The following is a 15,974-nucleotide window of genomic DNA, read 5'->3' as shown; positions in this document are numbered from 1 at the left end:
TGGCGGTGACGCCAGGGGTTCATAGATCACCCGCCGTTCTGTTGTCGCGCCACGGCTTTCTCGATCATGCTGGCCGTAAGGGCCAGCAACGTCAGGCAGCACGCCGTCTCGGTCAATGCGGTGACCCACAGCGTGCTCACCGCTGTCAAGCCTGACCACCACGGGACCAGCACGGCGATGACCACCAGCACCAGGCGGCAGGCCTGCCAAACTGCCGCCATGGCCTGATGCTCCAGCAATTGCAGCGTGCCGGAAACCGGATGCAAAACAATTTGCAGCAGGTACGCCATGCTCAGCGCGCGCAGATAGGGAATGGCATTTGCCCATGTGGCACCGAACAGCCGCGGAAACGCCCAACCGGCAACCAGGTTTGCAGCCAGTATCCACGTCGTGGCGAGCAGGAATTGCAGCGGCACCACCTGTTGGAAGCGGCGACGGAGTTGCGCCGGGTTCTGCGATGCCGTGCGCCCAGCTTCTCCGGTGAAGACCTGCAACAGCGACGTGCTGATGATCATCATCGGCCGCATGACGACCCGTTCCGAAATAAACATGAAACCGGCGATTGCCGGCGAGTAGCATGCGGCAAACAGGACGAACAGGATCATTCCGCCACCCGCCTCATCCAGGAGGCGGGCCCAGGTCGAGAACAGCGGGAACGCGATGTAGCGCCGGCCAACCGCGGCGATCCGTCGCCAGGTGACCTGCCGCAACCATTCACGTCGGCCAAGCACGAAGCGGAAAAACAGCAGCAGCGTGCCACTGGACTGGCCGATCACGTAGCCGATGATCAGGCCGGGTGTTCCCGCACCCAGCACGCCCAGCAGCACTTGCGAAACGGGTCCGCTCAGACCCTGGGAAATCCGCGTCCGGGCAATGCTGCTGAACGCACCGGCGCGTGTCGCCACCGCCAGCATGATGTAGTAGCCCCCCAGGCAGACCAGCCCGACCGGCAGCAGGTAGCGATAGGACGCGAGTGAGCCGAGCGACAGCAGGTCCAGAGCGTGCAACGGGATCAGCCAACTGACGATGCCGACCAGCCCGGTGGTCGCCGCCAGCACGATGCCGCACAGTGCCAACAGGTTTGCACATTCGCTGTCGGCAAGGCAGATCGGAATCGCCAGTTCGAATCCAAGGCTGGCGATCGTCGTCAACAGGCTCAGTACCGAGTTGTAGACGCTGAGGCGCCCGAACTCCTCGGGTGTGAAAAGCCGCGTGAGGACAGGCGAAAGCAAGAGACTGACCGCCTGGCCGGCCATGGTCCCGGCCAGCATAACAGTGACATTACCAACGAAACTTCCTCCTGACGCCGGTCGGCGCAATTCGCGGAGATGCCCCTGGACCCTGGTCGGCAGCCAGTCGACCAGCACCGCATAACTCCGCATCACGCCACCCACCCGGACACGAGGCGCAGCGCGAACCCATCGTCGCTTTGCCCTTGAAAGGTCGCGGATGCAGCTTGGCGGCAGGGTACTGCTTCAGCCAGCGTAACGCCTGCCTTAATCCGATATGGCAATATTATTCCGGTCACCGAAAGAGAGTTTGAAGGTTCTGCTGAAACACGACCAGGAAATGCGGTACCGCGACGCGCCTGCGCTGAACGGTCCGGGTCGGCCGCCGCGGGTGATGATAGACCGGCCACGGCGCCGAATACGTTGCCTCTTGCACCGGATTTTCGGGAGTCGCCCCGAATGGTTGCGTTGCCGTTGGCTGAACGGCGGTTGCCTGCAGTGTCTCCACGGGTATGGCGCCTTGAATGTCCGCGGGCGGTGGGTCTACCGTTGCCGTATCGGTATGGTTGTCGGCGATTTCGGATTGAACGGCCGCAAGGTGCTGGCTGGCCTGCTGCTGTTGGCCCAGCGGTTCGGCGGTTGCCGGCAGCGTCTCCGCCGGTATCACGCCTTGGGTGTCCGCCTCTTGTACCGTGACGGTATCCGTGTGCCTCTTGACGATTTCCGAACGAACGGCCGCAAGCTGCTGGCCGGCCTGTTGCTGCTGTTGACCCAGCGATTTGACCTCGCCGGCAATCTCGGTAAGGCGGCTGTCGGTCGCGTTGCCACGATGGTTGCCGATCATGCCAGTGGCCCCCGCCGCCAACCCCACCGCGACGCTTACCGCGGCAACTGATGCGAAGGCCCACGTCGCATAGGTCGCCTTCCGGTTCGCCGCATAAGCTTCGCGCAGCAGATCGTCGGCCCGTTCCGATGACGCAACGGCAATCGAGACAAGATCTTCAAAATATTGTTTGGCCGCCGGGTCGGCGTTGGCCAGCACAATGGCAGGCGGCCTCAGTTCGGGCCGCGTCACCGGCGGCTGAATGGCCGGGGTTTGCGCCGTTCTGGCGTGGCCGCGCGTTCGCTTGACCAGCGTGGGGTCATCCCGCGTGCATTGCAGCAAGAGTTGCGCAACAACATCTGCCGGCGGTCGAGCGATGTCGTCAGGCCTCACACGGATCATCTACCTTACCCCGTTGATCAGTTTGGCGGAGCGATGGTGGTCAACGCTCGCCGCGAACCGCGGACAAATCCCTCCTGCCGGCAAAAGCCATGGCGCGGCCCGTTGAGTCCAGTCACGTCTGATGGCGCGAACTGGCTAATGGGATCGTTCGACATGACTATTCTGTGAGGTGCCAATTGGCGGAAAATATAGTCGTCCGGATGTCAAGTGATACCAGCCATCACATTGATCGCACCTCACGCGGACGTGCGATTTGTCATTGTCGGCGCCAAATTCCCACAAGGAGTTGTGATCGATCTGACGGTCCCAACACGCGTGTTCGTGCCATCAGTGGCAGGATTCATGCGTCGCCTCATTGGTGACGATATAAACGATTAGGTGATCCATGACTCCGATTTTGCGGTTGGGGTCAAAAGCCCAACGGCCGCCTCGCCAATCCCGCGTCCGGCAACACTGAAAGGAGGCCAAATGTACCGGTTCCTGCTTCCCGCTTTCGTAATGATCAGCGCGATCGTGGTTCTGTTGGCCGGGGCGCTCGGTGGCATTCCATCCCTGCCGGACCTGGCCGGCGAATGGGTCGCGTACTTCACCAGTACCGCGCCGGAACACACGACCCCGCCCGCCAATGACAGCACGCACGTGGCGTCAGCGCCGCCTGCAACGACGCCGGCGGCACCAACGCAACCGACGCCAACCGCCCCGGATGATCAGGCGAGCCAACGCCCGGCCCCCGATACGCTGCAGCAGCAGGCGACCGAGTTGCAGCGGCAGATCGCGCAGCGCTCGCGGGAACTCGCCTCGCTCAACAGCAGTGAGGACCAGGCACGTCACGAACTCGATGCATTGCATCAGCAGCGACAGGCGGAGCAGGCGACCATATCCCAATTGCAGGCCCGGCAGAAACAGGTGGCCGCCGCTGCGCCGCAATCCGCGCCTGCACCATCAGGCAATCCCCCGGTGCAGGCAGCGCCCGTGCCGCCGCGCGCCATAGCGCAGTACCCTCGGCGACAAGCACAGCCCGCATCGGCATCGCCGCGGCGCGTTGCGCCCTATCCCGACCAGACTCAAACGCCACGGGACGACCTGGAGAATGCGCGCGACCTTCTGGTGTCCGGCCGGCCGGCTGACGCGCGGCAGTTGCTGGTGTTGGCACAGGCGCAATCGGCGCTGCGCCCCGTCACGCCCGATCAGCCGCATGCCACGGGCGGCAGTCTGACCGCGACCCGGATCAGCGACGCGATTCGCTTCCTGGATAGGGGAAATACGAAATACGCGCTGCAAGCGATCAATATGGCGATGGATGGCAACACCACCGCGACCCGAGCCTGGCCCGCCTACCCGTCAGCCACGTCCCAAGGTAACCACTATCCGCCCCAACCTGTGTACCGCTGAGTCGGCAGGGCAGGGCGCGGCGCTATACCAGCGATGCGGACAACAAGTCCGACAGACTCACCGCACCCGATCCGTGCAGCGTTGCAACGCTATAGCTCGCACCGCCGGCGATCCCGCTCGGGTCCACCGTGATCGTCGCATCCACCTGGTCGGGCGCGGCCACTTTCACAAAGTTGCCGATTTTCGCGAGATTGCCGTTCCACGCGGTGGCCGCGAGCATCGGGCGCAGATCAAGCGTATCGTTTTGCTGCAGAACATACCCATAGATATCGTCGAAGCCCTGGCCGCCTTGGGGCAGCATGATCCGGTTGTTGCCGCCGCTGTCTTCAATCTGGTTGGTGCCGGCGCCGGCATTGACCACGTTGCCTGATCCCGCGATCCGAATCGTGTCGTTGCCTACCCCTGTGGTGATCGTGTTGCCACCCTGGAACGCCATTACGGTCTCCGTTCCATTGACGGCAGTCAGCACGTCACCTGTGCCACCGATGAAGAAGACGTGGTCGCCCGAGCCGGCGTTGATGCTCGTGCCGTTGACTGCGATGTTGGAATCCGTGTCGGTCGCCGCAATATCGGCCAACGGTACCGGGGGAGGGGCAGGGGCCGCGGAGATCTCGGTGATTGCGATGCTTGTGCTGGCCTCGATGCCTGCCTGATCCCATACATCGATCAGTACGGAGTCCGTGCCGACACTCCCCTTTGCGGTATAGCCCAGATGCTGAAGATCGGTGTTGATCTGCGCGAGCGTCCCGGTGACAGACAAAGCGTGCGTGCCGGAACCAGTGATCTTGCCGCCGCTGGCACCTGTCAGGGTGACGATGCCCGTGCCGGCACTGACATTCAGCACCAGGCTGCCGGGGTTGCCCGCGGCGAATGCGTCGGCGATCGAAACACCGCTTATGGTAACGGAGGAACCGGGCGTGACGTCGTCGTTCGCCGGCGCGGTGATCACCGGGCCGGACGGCGGTGGCGCTTGCGGTGATGTCGAAGTCGACGTGGATGCGGCCGCGGTAACGGCAACATCGAAGCTTTTGGTGCCCTCGAGACCGGCCTGATCCCAGACATCGACCGTTATCACGTCGTTTCCGCCACTGCTCCCCGCGGTGTACGACAGCGTCGCGAGCTCGGCGTTGATCTGTGCCAACGTACCGGAGACCGAGATGGCATGCGTGCCGGACCCGGCGAGGTTGCTGCCGCCTGAGGTCATGGTGATCAGACCTGTGGATGCGCTGACATTCAGTGTCATCGTCCCGGGGTTGCTGGCGGCAAAGCTGTCAATCACCGACACGCCGGTTATCGCGATGGTGGCGCCCGTCGCCGCGGCTTCGCCGCTGGGCACGGTGAAGGTTGGACCGCTTGGTGGCGCTGTCGTCTGGCCTGATGTCACGGCCCCTCCGCTGCCCGGCACGATTTCCAGCAGCACCGGATGGTCCGGCACCGACACCTGAAGCGTCGACACGTTACTCCACGACGCGATCGAGCTGGTTCCCGTCAACGGATCGAACTCGATCACCGTCGCGGCCGTTATGCCAAGATTGACGGTGATGGTGTGGGGCGCGTTCGCGGTTTCGGTCTCGTTCCAAAGCGACAGCCAGAACTGGCCGTTCGATTTCTCGATCAGAACCGAGCTGTCTCCGGTCTGCGTGCCGCTCAGGGTGTAGTTGAGCGATCCGGGCGTAAAACTGCCAGTGCCGGTATCGGTCAGCAGTGTCGTAAGGTTGTGCAGTGCCGTCGCCGCGGGGCGCGGCGTGCCATCGGCATTGAACAGACCCCAATCGCCCGAGGCATCGTCGTACAGCCCATAGAAATACATCCCCGCATCGCCGTCCTTGGCACCATCCATGGCCGCATCGAGGACATATTTCGCGATCGTCTGCTGGTCGAATTCGGTCGTTTCCCAGCCAATTTCGGTGGTGATCACCGGCCGCGTCGACGCCGCCAGGCCAGCCAGCCCATTCATGCGCTGGATTGTGTCGTCCGGCAGTTGTCCGGGGTTTGGGTAGGTATGTGCATTGGCGTACCCGGTATAAGCCGACAGATCGCCGACCACGCCGTAGTCGCCCTGCCAGTTGTTCGCCGCGGTCCACCCGGCGCCAAAACTCATGTTAATGACAGGTAAATTCAGTTGCTGACCCAGCGCGTACACCTGTTGCTGGAACTGCGCGGTGATCGACAGTGTATTGCCCAGGGATGCGGGATACGAGTCGTCTTCCTCGTCGCCGCCCTCGAGCGACGCAAGAATGCCCTCCTGGGCGAGTTGCTGCACGAACCCGAGGTCGGCCTGCATGCCTGCCGGCGACGTCTCCGCGATGTAGTCGTCGAATTTTGCCCCTGTCGCCTGCGCGACCTGCAGCCACGTCTGTGCGTCGGTCGCGACTTCCGCGCTGTCGCGAATGATCTTTACGCCGAGGTAATCGATGTCACTCTCGACCGTGGTAAGGTTTTGATAGCCATAGTCTGCGAAATCGATGTGGGTATTGATACCGAGCGAACCAACGAACGCGGTCGCTGAAATTGCGATTGCCATACAAATTACTTTCTAACGAAATGGTCATGCCCCGTGGGGCCCGCGGATTGCACGAATTCGAACGATGCCGACCGCATCTTTGCAATCGGCATCAGGATGCTCGTTACGCTGGGAGGGCGCTTTCTGCTTGAGGTGAACCCGCAACGGTTTATCTCACGGAGAATTGAGCAAGTCAACAAAATTTGATGGAGATATTGTGCTGGAACCCAAGTACCGATGACCGCGTAATATAGTACTCGCCCTGGTTATATTAGGCCTCCATCCGCACTGCAATTATGATACAATTGGTCGCGTCGTCTAATTTTTACTCTTTCTCTCTTATTGTAATGTTTCCAACGACGCGTAACGTTTATTCGAAAGCCGATAGGCCGCACACCATAACGGCCATCGTAAAGGGTTACGTAAACCCGCGCACATGAATGCGTCCGTCATTGATCGCCGACCCGGCGCGGTACCGCTCTGGCCTGGCACGATGGTTGCTTCCGTCCCTTGTTAGTGATCGGAGAGCGGCCCGAGCCCATGCACCACGCTGTCACCTACACATTTCGTGGAAGTTTGTGCTGATGCAGCACCAAGATTGTCAGGCGTCGGTCGTCATCCCGGTTTACAACAGTGCCAGCACACTCCGCCGTGCCGTGGCATCGGTACTCCGCCAGACCCTGGAGCAGGTCGAGATCCTGATCGTCGACGACGCGTCGCAGGATAATTCCCTGGCATTGGCGCGCGAACTCGCAACGACCGACAGCCGCATCCGCGTGCTTGCCTTGCCCGCGAACCGTGGCAAGTCAAATGCCATGAACGTCGCCATCAGCGAGGCACGGGGCGCCTGGATCGCGGTGCTCGACGCCGACGACTGGTACGAACCAGAACGCCTTGTGACCCTTGTATCCGTGGCGGAATCGCGAGGCGTCACGTTGGCGGCTGACAATCAGTATTTTCACGACGCCGCGGCTGACCGCATTGTGCGCACTGCTTTTCCGCTCGCCCAACCGGAGCAACCATTGAACCGGCGGACGTTCGCCATCGGCAGCGACCCATACGCCGGTTTCGACTATGGCATGTTGAAACCAGTCGTCCGTGCCGAATTCATCCGCCGCACCGGACTCGCCTATCGCGAAAACACCAGGCTGTCCGAGGATTTCCTGTACCTGGTGGAATTCTTCGCCGCGGGCGGTACCGGCGTTCTTGTGGCCGAACCATTGTATCATTGGATACAATCCTTTGGTACCGTGTCACGCCAGTGGACCACGACGGGTGCCGGCCCCTGGCGCTACGACTTTCTGGCGGCGTTGACTGCCTATGATGATGTACTCAGCGAATTGAATGCCGAACGGGATCGTGATCTTGTGCGCCTGTTGACCACGCGCATGCGCGCTTTCAAGCACCTTCATCACATCGACAAGATCAACCGCATGCGCGCATCCGGATCGCCGCTCATGGCGGTTCTGGGCACGGCCATGCGTCACCCCTCCGTCTGGCCACGACTCGCGCGCCGCGTCTTCCGTTCTACTTGACGCGATCACGGCCCTGCGAGCCAGTGTTGCGGGCCTTACGGCAATGCGCGGGACAGTGACAGCCCGCTACGTAAACCGGCACATCGCATCCACGGTGTCTGCAAAGAGTGCTGTCCCACACAACGGCACTTATGACCGATGATACAGCTCTGGCATGCGGTTTGCGTCAGCGATCGCGGCGCATGTCGGGTCGCCAGGTGGCAACACAGATCTCTTCCGACTGTCGAGGCGAAGGAGGTGCGATGTATCCGGTGAAACAATGGGAACGGGAATCCCCCCTGGCATCCAAGGTGGATACGCGTGCCCGTGGCTCCGCCCGCTCTCGTCGCGGCGTGCATGGCTGCACCGCCACCGTGATCGGCGCCGACCTTGTGGCATTCGCCGTGGCGACATTCGTTGCGTTCGCGGTCGATGTAGTACCGCAGTCGCCGCCATCCACACGCGCCATTGAGAACCTCTCGGAATTGGGAGCGGCTTGGCACGGCTGGGGCACATTGCTGGTCCTGGTCTGCTTGCTTGGCTACTTCGGCGGCCGCGGGCATTACACGTCCCGTGTTCCATTCTGGACACAACTGGGCGACGTAGTCGTCGCGATCACCGTCGCGTTGGCCTGCGACATCTTCCTGACCATCGCGATATACGACCGGCCAGTGCAGCTTGAGGGTTTGCTGCGCTGGGTCTTGTTCTGCCCTTGCCTGCTGATGGTGCGGGCGGGCGCGCGCCAGTTTTTGCGCGCCGCGGGACTGTGGACATTGCGAACCCTGATCGTGGCAGGTCCCACCGAAATCGAGTCCGCTCGGGCTGCCCTGACATCGGATCCTGCACTCGGCTACAGCCTCGTCGGCAGCGTCTCACCGGAGAATGCCGCCGAACTGCACGACGATGAGTTGCTGCATATGGTGGCCATGTACGGGGCCGACTTTGTCGTCGTGTCCGTGGGCGGTGGCGATCCCGAGGCCGAACGTTCAGTGCTGGGCGCGCTGCGTCGCGCCGACCTGCCCATCGCGTTGGTACCGTCCATGGAAGAGCTTCCGGTGATCGGCCTTCGCCAGCATTACTTCCTGGGTCACGACATCGTCATGCTCGTGAGCCAAAGTAATCTTGCACGTCCACTCGCTCGGGTTCTGAAATGGACCTTCGACCAGATCGCCGCTGTCATACTGGTGATTCTGTTCGCGCCGCTGCTTTGCTCCCTCGTGCTTCTGCTGCGGCGCGATGGCGGCCCCGCCTTGTTTCGCCATCGTCGTGTCGGCGCCGGCGGGCGCACCTTCGATTGCATCAAATTTCGTACAATGGTTGTCGATGCCGACGCAACATTACGGCGGGCGATCCAACAGGATCCCGAAGTCGCGGCCGAGTGGGCTTCGACTCAAAAATTGAGCAACGACCCGCGCGTAACGCCAATTGGCCGGTTTCTTCGCCGATCAAGCCTCGACGAACTGCCGCAGCTACTCAATGTGCTGCGCGGAGAAATGAGCCTGGTCGGCCCCCGGCCCATCGTGCAGGCCGAGGTGGCACGCTACGGCAGCGACATCGAGCATTATTACGCCGCCAAGCCCGGTCTGACCGGTCTATGGCAGGTTAGCGGCCGAAGCGACATTTCTTACCCCCGCCGCGTGAAACTCGATGTCTGGTACGCCAGGAATTGGACCCTGTGGCACGACATCGCCATTCTCTTCAAGACCATACCCGCCGTGTTTCTGCAGCGCGGAGCGCACTAGGGATGGCGCGTGCACAGCCTGCTCACAACTGCCCAATTCTCGTTACGCCGGAGGTGCGATAGGCCATGGACAACAGTCCCGCGCGTGCGTCATTCAATGAGTCACGGTCGCGTGCTCCATCATGGTGCGGCCCGTTTCCATTGCGTCGCGCCTTGATCGTTGTGGTGGCCGCGGCGATTCCCGGTTGCAGCCCGGTTCCATCCCTGCCACCGGCGCCCCCCATCCCAGCGCCGAATAACAGCGACATGAGCCAACTCACGCCCTATCGAATTCAGGTCGGCGACGTCCTGGATGTGAAGTTCATCGCGGATCCCGAGTTGAACGAGGAAGTCACCGTCCGTCCCGACGGCCACATCTCCACCTCGGTCGTGCATGATGCTGTCGCCGATGGCCGCACCGTGCCGCAACTGATCGACGATCTGTCAAGAGACTACGGGCACGAACTGAAAAATCCCCGCCTGTCCGTCGTCGTCAAGGCGTTTGCACCTACGAAGTTCTATGTGGGCGGCGAAGTCACCAACCCCGGGGAATTCGTCAATGTCGGACCCAACCTGACGCTGACGCAGGCGCTTGCCCGCGCCGGCGGCTTGAAGATGATGACCAGCGACGAGGACAAAATCTTCATCATCCGCCGGGGACCCGGCAATGTCCCGAAATTCTATTCAGTCCGCTATCAAGATTTGATGTGGGGCAAGAATGCTGCCTCCGACGTGCAACTCGCGCCGTACGACGTGGTTTATGTACCGCGCGCCGGCGTGGCCGAGGTTTACAAATTCGTCGACCAGTACTTGCTGCAATTCGTACCGGTTTCGTGGGGATTCTCCTATGTCACGGGCGGTGCGACGTCCAACGTAACGCCGATAAAGTGAGCCACGCGCCCATCCTGGAGTAGTTTATGGCCTATCAACCATCATTACGGGATATAATCGCCGCATACTTGCGGCGGAAGGCGCTGTTCATGATGCTGTTCGGCGGCGTCAGCCTGATCGGTGGACTCTACCTCCTGGTCAAGCAACCGGAGTATCTCTCCGGCGCGTCCCTTTTGCTGCATTTCGACAGTCAGGCTGTTCCCGACATCGATCAGAATCTGAAGGCCACGCAGCTTGAAGGCTCGAACGAACATCGCGAAATCCTCTATTCCGATGCCGATATTCTGCACAGTCCCGCGATCGTCCGCGACGTCGTCCAGAAGATCGGGCTCGCGCGCCTGTATCCTAAGATCGCCAATGGGCCAGGCGATGAGTCGCGTAAGCTGGATCTTGCGTCGCGGGCTTTCTCGTCGAACCTCGTTGTCGATGTGGGACTGCAAAGCGACGTTCTGAACGTAAGTTTCCTGCACTCGGACCCGACCTTGGCGCGCGATGGGGTCCAAAGCCTGATCGACCGGTTTTTCGGGCAAGAGGCCGAGGTATACGCCAACCCGCAGTTAGAATTTGCGGAATCCGAAGCCAAAGCCAGCAGGGATAAGTTGACGGCAGACCAGAATGCGCTTGCCGGCTTCAAATCCAGCCACCAGATCGCCGACCTCCAGCTGCAGGTCACGCAACTATTGAAATCGCAAGCCGACGTCGAAAGCCGCTACAACATAGCGCACGGTCGGTTGCTCGAATCTGAAAAGCAGCGGGATGCACTGCAACAATTGCTGTCGAGCGTACCGCAGAATGTCACCAGCTCAGCGATGGGTGAGCAGTACCACACGGTAGACAGTGCTGAATCTGAACTCGATGATCTGAAAGCCAAGCGCAGCCGGCTCGCCAGCGTCTATCTGCCTGGCAGCGACGTCTTTCAGCAATTGGATGCGCAGATTGCATCTCTGTCGTCGGCAGCCAAGGCACGCAGCCGAGAGGCACGCAGCAGAAGTGCCAGTGAGCCGAACGTCGTCTATCAGAATGTCAAGACAGACTATCTGCGCGCATCCGCCGCGGCAGACAGCAACCGCCAGCCGGAGCAGGTGCTGCACCAGCAACTCGACCAGATCAATCAGCATTTGTCCGATCTGGAAGCGGCACGAAATCACTATGACGACTTGACGCGTTCCGTCCAGATCATGAGCGATACGTATCGGACGTTGGCCATTCGCTACGAAACGGCACGCGTGGAAGCCAACCGTAATGCTCAGAAGATTTCGGCAGCCGTGGTGATTTCCGCGCCCATGGTGCCCAATGAACCCGCTCGGCCCAGGCGCAAGCTGATCGCCCTGGCAACACTGGTCGCTGCCCTGCTCGTTGGCATAGCCGGCGTGCAGGCAGTCGAAGCCTTCGACGATCGCCTGCATGCACCAAGGGATGTGACGCGGGCACTCCGTCTTCCAGTGCTCGCGACATTTACCGGTAACGGCTAGGCGTCGTAGCCAGCCGACGCCAGACCGCAGTCTATATGGAACGGGATGCGCATGAATTATTCAAGCGTCGAGGGGCCGATCTTGGAACGTAACGTACCAGAGTTGATGTCCCGTTTACCGCCTCGGGTGGCCGCTGGTTCGCGGCTGCATGGCCTCGAACCGGGAGAACTTGTGAAATTGCACCATTCTCTCGCGGAGTCGCTCGACTGCACGCACGGCGTCATTGCGCAGTTCGTGGCACCCGAACCGGATGCAACGATCGAAGCCGTGGTCTACGATCTTGCCTACGTCAGTGCTGCCTGGCTCGACAAGCGCGTGTTGTTCGTCAACGGCACCGGCATGCGGTTTGATATGAAGGAACACACCGCGGTGCGCCGGCAGGAACCCGTACCGGCCAGAGAATTCGACATCGACGACATCGAGGCTTCGATAACCCGCGTGGTCGGTCTGGAACTCTATCAGTTGACGTTCCCCAGCATGCAGGGCGCCTTGAACCTGGCACCCACCCTGCGTCGCATGCCCGAGTTTCTCGATCGGCTGCGCGACAGCTTCGATATGGTCGTCATCGCTTCGCCGCCCGCTTCCGCCGCGCCGATGGGCGTTCTGTTGTCGCCCTTCGTCGACGGCAACATCCTTGTGCTGGAAGCCGGACGCACACGTGCGCCGGTCGCAATGGAGCTGCGCGATTCACTCAGTGCGTCCGGTGGTGCGGTGGTTGGCACGGTGTTGACGCACTATCAATCGCCCATCCCGCGCTTCCTGCGCCGTTGGCTGTGATCGACGATGCATATCCTCGTCGCCAATAACATCTATCCGCCGATCATGGCGGGTGGTGCGGAGCTGATCGTTGCGTGGCTGAGCGAAGGTCTCGTCGCGCGTGGTCACCGGGTGACCGTCGTTTCCACGTGCGGGCCGGAGATGTCGCCATATCCTGTGGAAACCCGGAACGGCGTGACGATCCTTCGATTTTTCCCGCCAAACGTCTATTGGAATTTCGACCGCGGTGGACAAAAGCCGTATCGCCGGATGCTTTGGCATTTGCGCGATGCCTGGAACGTTGAAGCGGGGCGGACATTCCGAACGATCCTGGATGAAGCACCGCCGGACGTGGTGCATACCCATCTGATCGACGGGTTTTCGGCGGCGATCTGGCGCAGCGCGCGACGGGCCGGCGTGCCCATCATTCACACCGCGCACGATTATCACCTGCTGTGCCCTCGCGCTTTCCTGCTGACGAAAAACTGGCAGATCTGCCGGCGACCCAGCGTGGCGTGCCAACTCTATCGCGCCTGGCACCTGCGCACGGCGCGCTATGTCGATCTGTTTGTCAGCCCGTCGCGGTTTTTGCTCGACCAGCATCAACGCGCCGGACTCGCGCCGCGGCAAACCGCCGTCGTGCGCAACGGTATCCCGCTGCCCCCCGAGGCTTCCAACCGCCAACCCGACAGCCGACGAAGTTTTCTGCTGCTGACCCGTCTCACCGAGGAAAAGGGCATCCGTGTCGTGTTGCAGGCGGTTGCCGCATTGCCCGACACGCTCGACTTTGAACTGGTGATCGCCGGCCGCGGTCCGCTGGAAGCAGACGTGCGTCAGGCCGCGGCCCGCGATCCGCGCATTCGTTTCGTTGGCTATGTGACCGGAGACGCCAAGGCGGCATTGCTCAATGCCGCGCACTGCCTGTTGATCCCGTCGCTGTGGTACGAAAACGCACCGGTCGCGGTCATCGAGGCCGCGGCGTACGGACTCGCGGTCGTTGCCAGCAGGATCGGCGGGCTACCGGAACTGGTGCGTGAAGGTCATACCGGGCATCTGTTCGAACCGGGCGATGTCGAGGGTCTTGCCGCGGCCATGCGCCGTGTGCTTCGCGGCGACGCCACACTGCCCCATCTTGCGGCCGAGTCCCGAACGCTCGCGCAACAACATTCCGTTGATCGCATGGTGGATGCTTATCTCGATTGCTACCGGACCGTGGTGGCAACGAATCGCTCTGACGAGGTGGCACATGCGGCATAGGGCAGGGCTGTCGTTGCTGCTGGCCGTGCTGGCGTGGCCGTTGTCGGCGGCCGGCCAGCAGCGGTTTCCATCAGATAGCGGCATATTGAACGTCCATGATTTCGGCGCCAAAGGCGATGGCCGCACTGACGATACCGCCGCGCTGGTCGCCGCGATCGCCGCGGCCGGCACCGATACGGGGGCATTTTTCTGGCGTACCCGGATCGTCTACCTGCCGCCCGGCACCTATCTCGTGTCCGGCCCCCTGATCAAGCGGTATGCCAACGGCAAGTTTGGCTCCGGAATGATATTGGAGGGCGAATCCGAGGCCAAGACCACGATCAAACTGGCCGACAACGCCGCGGGTTTCGGTGACGTCAACGCACCGCGCGGCGTCATCATGACGACCGCGAAATTGCTCGACGGCACGCCCACCAGCGGTGGTAAGGACTATACGAACAAGGGCGAAGGCAACGATGCGTATGAGAACTTTGTCGAGCACCTGACAGTCGATGTCGGCACCGGCAATCCCGGGGCAATCGGCATCGATTACCTTGCCAACAACATCGGTGCCATTCGTGACGTTCGTGTGATCGCGCCCACCGGTCATGGCGCGATCGGCATCGCCATGCAGCGCAAGTGGCCAGGTCCCGCCTTACTGCAGCGCGTCGAGGTGCAAGGTTTCGATACCGGTATCGCCGTCGCCAACACCGAGTACGGCATCACCATGGACCATGTAAGGCTTTTGCATCAGCGCAAGACCGGCCTTGCCAACGACAGCAACAGCATTTCCGCCGCTGACCTCACGATCGACGCCGCCGGTACCGCAGTCGCCAATACCGCGCCAGGTGGGATCGTCACGCTGACGAATTCAACCTTCCGGCGGGCGTCAGAGGGTGCCCAGGCGATGTCCAACAGCGGTGTGATCGTCGCCCGCGACGTCTCGCTCGACGGCTTTTCAGCCCCACCGAACGCGGCCTCCCCGTTGACCGGATTCTGGCAAGGCCAAAGCTGGCATCCTGAACAATCATCGCCGGCCCCGTCTCTTGCCGACGCTCCGCCGCTGCCGGCCGATCCGGTGGCAAGTTGGGTCAACGTATTGCATTACGCGAAGCCGTCGCAGCCCGCGCCAAAAGATATTACCGACAGCCTGCGCCAGGCCATGGCGACCGGGGCCTCGACGATCTACCTGCCATACGGCCGCTACACGATCAGTGACGGTATCGAGATTCCGCCGACGCTCCGCCGCATCGTCGGCATGAATGCGTCGATTACGGTCACGCCGGATCGGAAGCCCGAATTCGCACGCGACACCGGGATGTTTCAAATCAACCAACCTGGTCCGCCACTGGTCATAGAGCGGCTGGCGTTCGACATGACCAACCTCGGCGACCAACTCGCGGTGGGCGTGACCGCGCGACGTGACGTTACGTTGCGTGACATCGTCACCGCTGGCACGTCGCTGCTGGATCGCAACGCCGGCGGTGGGCGCGTGTTTATCGAGGACGTCTGCTGCGGCAGCATGCGGATCGCCGGACCGGCACCGGTGTTCGCCCGTCAGTTCGATACCGAGGGCGGCGATACACGTATTCTAAACGAAGGCAGCCCGCTGACGATCCTTGGCCTGAAGACCGAGGGCGATTGCACCGTTCTCGACAATCGCGACGGCGCCGTCAGCAACATCCTGGGCGGGCTGCTCTACATCGTCAGCGCTGCCGACCCCAAAGTGCCCGCATTCCGGAATAAGAATGCCACGCTGCAAGCGTCCTTCGCGGAAGAAGCCTTCGACCCCAACAAGCGATACACCGTTTACGTTCAGGACGGGCCGCACGACAGACTGGCCGCCACCTACCCAACGCGAGGCTACGGGCGCCTCGTGCCATGGCTAATGACCAACCATTAGCGGACGGATCTCGCGATATGGATCAGGTGCGGGACTTTCTGGGCTGTCGGGTGCTTCGATGCACACCCCCTGCTGATGGGTAGCCTCTCGCGCGCAGTCCGCTTGATCCGCGTAAATGCAGCTCGAGACCGTT

Annotated in this window: 11 protein-coding genes; 8 read left to right on the top strand and 3 right to left on the bottom strand. The window is 61.7% G+C overall.

Translation table 11 applies throughout. The features are described 5' to 3' along the window. Window positions 1-26 precede the first annotated feature (26 nt). Window positions 27-1,382, bottom strand: a complete 1,356-nt coding sequence (locus tag GSQ89_RS22750) for a lipopolysaccharide biosynthesis protein (protein WP_158929525.1) — start codon at window positions 1,380-1,382, stop codon at window positions 27-29. A 142-nt stretch (window positions 1,383-1,524) separates the two neighbouring features. After that, window positions 1,525-2,454, bottom strand: coding sequence for a hypothetical protein (locus GSQ89_RS22745; protein WP_158929523.1), 930 nt, complete (start codon window positions 2,452-2,454; stop codon window positions 1,525-1,527). Window positions 2,455-2,922: 468 nt separating this feature from the next. Here GSQ89_RS22745 and GSQ89_RS22740 point away from each other — a divergent pair, with 468 nt between their 5' ends. Next, on the top strand, window positions 2,923-3,846 hold the full coding sequence (locus GSQ89_RS22740; protein WP_158929521.1) for a hypothetical protein: 924 nt from the start codon (window positions 2,923-2,925) through the stop codon (window positions 3,844-3,846). A gap of 22 nt (window positions 3,847-3,868) precedes the next feature. Here GSQ89_RS22740 and GSQ89_RS22735 read toward each other — a convergent pair whose 3' ends face one another. Beyond that, window positions 3,869-6,370 carry a hypothetical protein gene (locus GSQ89_RS22735; protein WP_158929520.1) on the bottom strand — a complete coding sequence of 834 codons (2,502 nt, stop codon included), beginning with the start codon at window positions 6,368-6,370 and terminating at the stop codon, window positions 3,869-3,871. Window positions 6,371-6,933: 563 nt separating this feature from the next. Here GSQ89_RS22735 and GSQ89_RS22730 point away from each other — a divergent pair. From GSQ89_RS22730 to GSQ89_RS22700, 7 genes are all read left to right on the top strand, one after another. Beyond that, window positions 6,934-7,884 (top strand): glycosyltransferase, encoded by a 951-nt coding sequence (locus GSQ89_RS22730; RefSeq protein WP_216856336.1) that lies wholly within the window; start codon window positions 6,934-6,936, stop codon window positions 7,882-7,884. Window positions 7,885-8,126: 242 nt separating this feature from the next. Beyond that, the gene (locus GSQ89_RS22725; protein WP_158929516.1) at window positions 8,127-9,605 is read left to right on the top strand and encodes an exopolysaccharide biosynthesis polyprenyl glycosylphosphotransferase; all 1,479 of its coding nucleotides are present in this window, start codon (window positions 8,127-8,129) and stop codon (window positions 9,603-9,605) included. A 245-nt stretch (window positions 9,606-9,850) separates the two neighbouring features. Beyond that, a complete protein-coding gene (locus GSQ89_RS22720; protein WP_158929514.1) occupies window positions 9,851-10,474 on the top strand; it encodes a polysaccharide biosynthesis/export family protein in 624 nt (207 codons plus the stop codon). Window positions 10,475-10,500: 26 nt separating this feature from the next. Then, on the top strand, window positions 10,501-11,946 hold the full coding sequence (locus GSQ89_RS22715; RefSeq protein WP_158929512.1) for a hypothetical protein: 1,446 nt from the start codon (window positions 10,501-10,503) through the stop codon (window positions 11,944-11,946). 51 nt (window positions 11,947-11,997) lie between these two features. Further along, the gene (locus GSQ89_RS22710; protein ID WP_216856335.1) at window positions 11,998-12,723 is read left to right on the top strand and encodes a hypothetical protein; all 726 of its coding nucleotides are present in this window, start codon (window positions 11,998-12,000) and stop codon (window positions 12,721-12,723) included. Window positions 12,724-12,729: 6 nt separating this feature from the next. Further along, window positions 12,730-13,959: a glycosyltransferase family 4 protein gene (locus GSQ89_RS22705; RefSeq protein WP_158929508.1), complete on the top strand. Its 1,230-nt coding sequence runs from the start codon at window positions 12,730-12,732 to the stop codon at window positions 13,957-13,959. Beyond that, on the top strand, window positions 13,949-15,841 hold the full coding sequence (locus GSQ89_RS22700; protein WP_158929506.1) for a glycosyl hydrolase family 28-related protein: 1,893 nt from the start codon (window positions 13,949-13,951) through the stop codon (window positions 15,839-15,841). The genes GSQ89_RS22705 and GSQ89_RS22700 overlap by 11 nt, the downstream gene beginning before the upstream one ends. Window positions 15,842-15,974: the final 133 nt, after the last annotated feature.

The sequence above is a fragment of the Acidisphaera sp. S103 genome (assembly GCF_009765975.1).
GTDB lineage: Bacteria > Pseudomonadota > Alphaproteobacteria > Acetobacterales > Acetobacteraceae > Rhodopila.
The sequence above is the reverse complement of the archived record's forward strand: the minus strand, read 5'-3'. Positions and strand labels throughout refer to the sequence as shown.

Excerpts from the sequence above, each read along its gene's own strand:
- GSQ89_RS22750 (WP_158929525.1), bottom strand. The coding sequence starts at position 1,382 with ATGCGGAGTTATGCGGTGCTGGTCGACTGGCTGCCGACCAGGGTCCAG.
- GSQ89_RS22745 (WP_158929523.1), bottom strand. The coding sequence starts at position 2,454 with ATGATCCGTGTGAGGCCTGACGACATCGCTCGACCGCCGGCAGATGTT.
- GSQ89_RS22740 (WP_158929521.1), top strand. The coding sequence starts at position 2,923 with ATGTACCGGTTCCTGCTTCCCGCTTTCGTAATGATCAGCGCGATCGTG.
- GSQ89_RS22735 (WP_158929520.1), bottom strand. The coding sequence starts at position 6,370 with ATGGCAATCGCAATTTCAGCGACCGCGTTCGTTGGTTCGCTCGGTATC.
- GSQ89_RS22730 (WP_216856336.1), top strand. The coding sequence starts at position 6,934 with ATGCAGCACCAAGATTGTCAGGCGTCGGTCGTCATCCCGGTTTACAAC.
- GSQ89_RS22725 (WP_158929516.1), top strand. The coding sequence starts at position 8,127 with ATGTATCCGGTGAAACAATGGGAACGGGAATCCCCCCTGGCATCCAAG.
- GSQ89_RS22720 (WP_158929514.1), top strand. The coding sequence starts at position 9,851 with ATGAGCCAACTCACGCCCTATCGAATTCAGGTCGGCGACGTCCTGGAT.
- GSQ89_RS22715 (WP_158929512.1), top strand. The coding sequence starts at position 10,501 with ATGGCCTATCAACCATCATTACGGGATATAATCGCCGCATACTTGCGG.
- GSQ89_RS22710 (WP_216856335.1), top strand. The coding sequence starts at position 11,998 with ATGAATTATTCAAGCGTCGAGGGGCCGATCTTGGAACGTAACGTACCA.
- GSQ89_RS22705 (WP_158929508.1), top strand. The coding sequence starts at position 12,730 with ATGCATATCCTCGTCGCCAATAACATCTATCCGCCGATCATGGCGGGT.
- GSQ89_RS22700 (WP_158929506.1), top strand. The coding sequence starts at position 13,949 with ATGCGGCATAGGGCAGGGCTGTCGTTGCTGCTGGCCGTGCTGGCGTGG.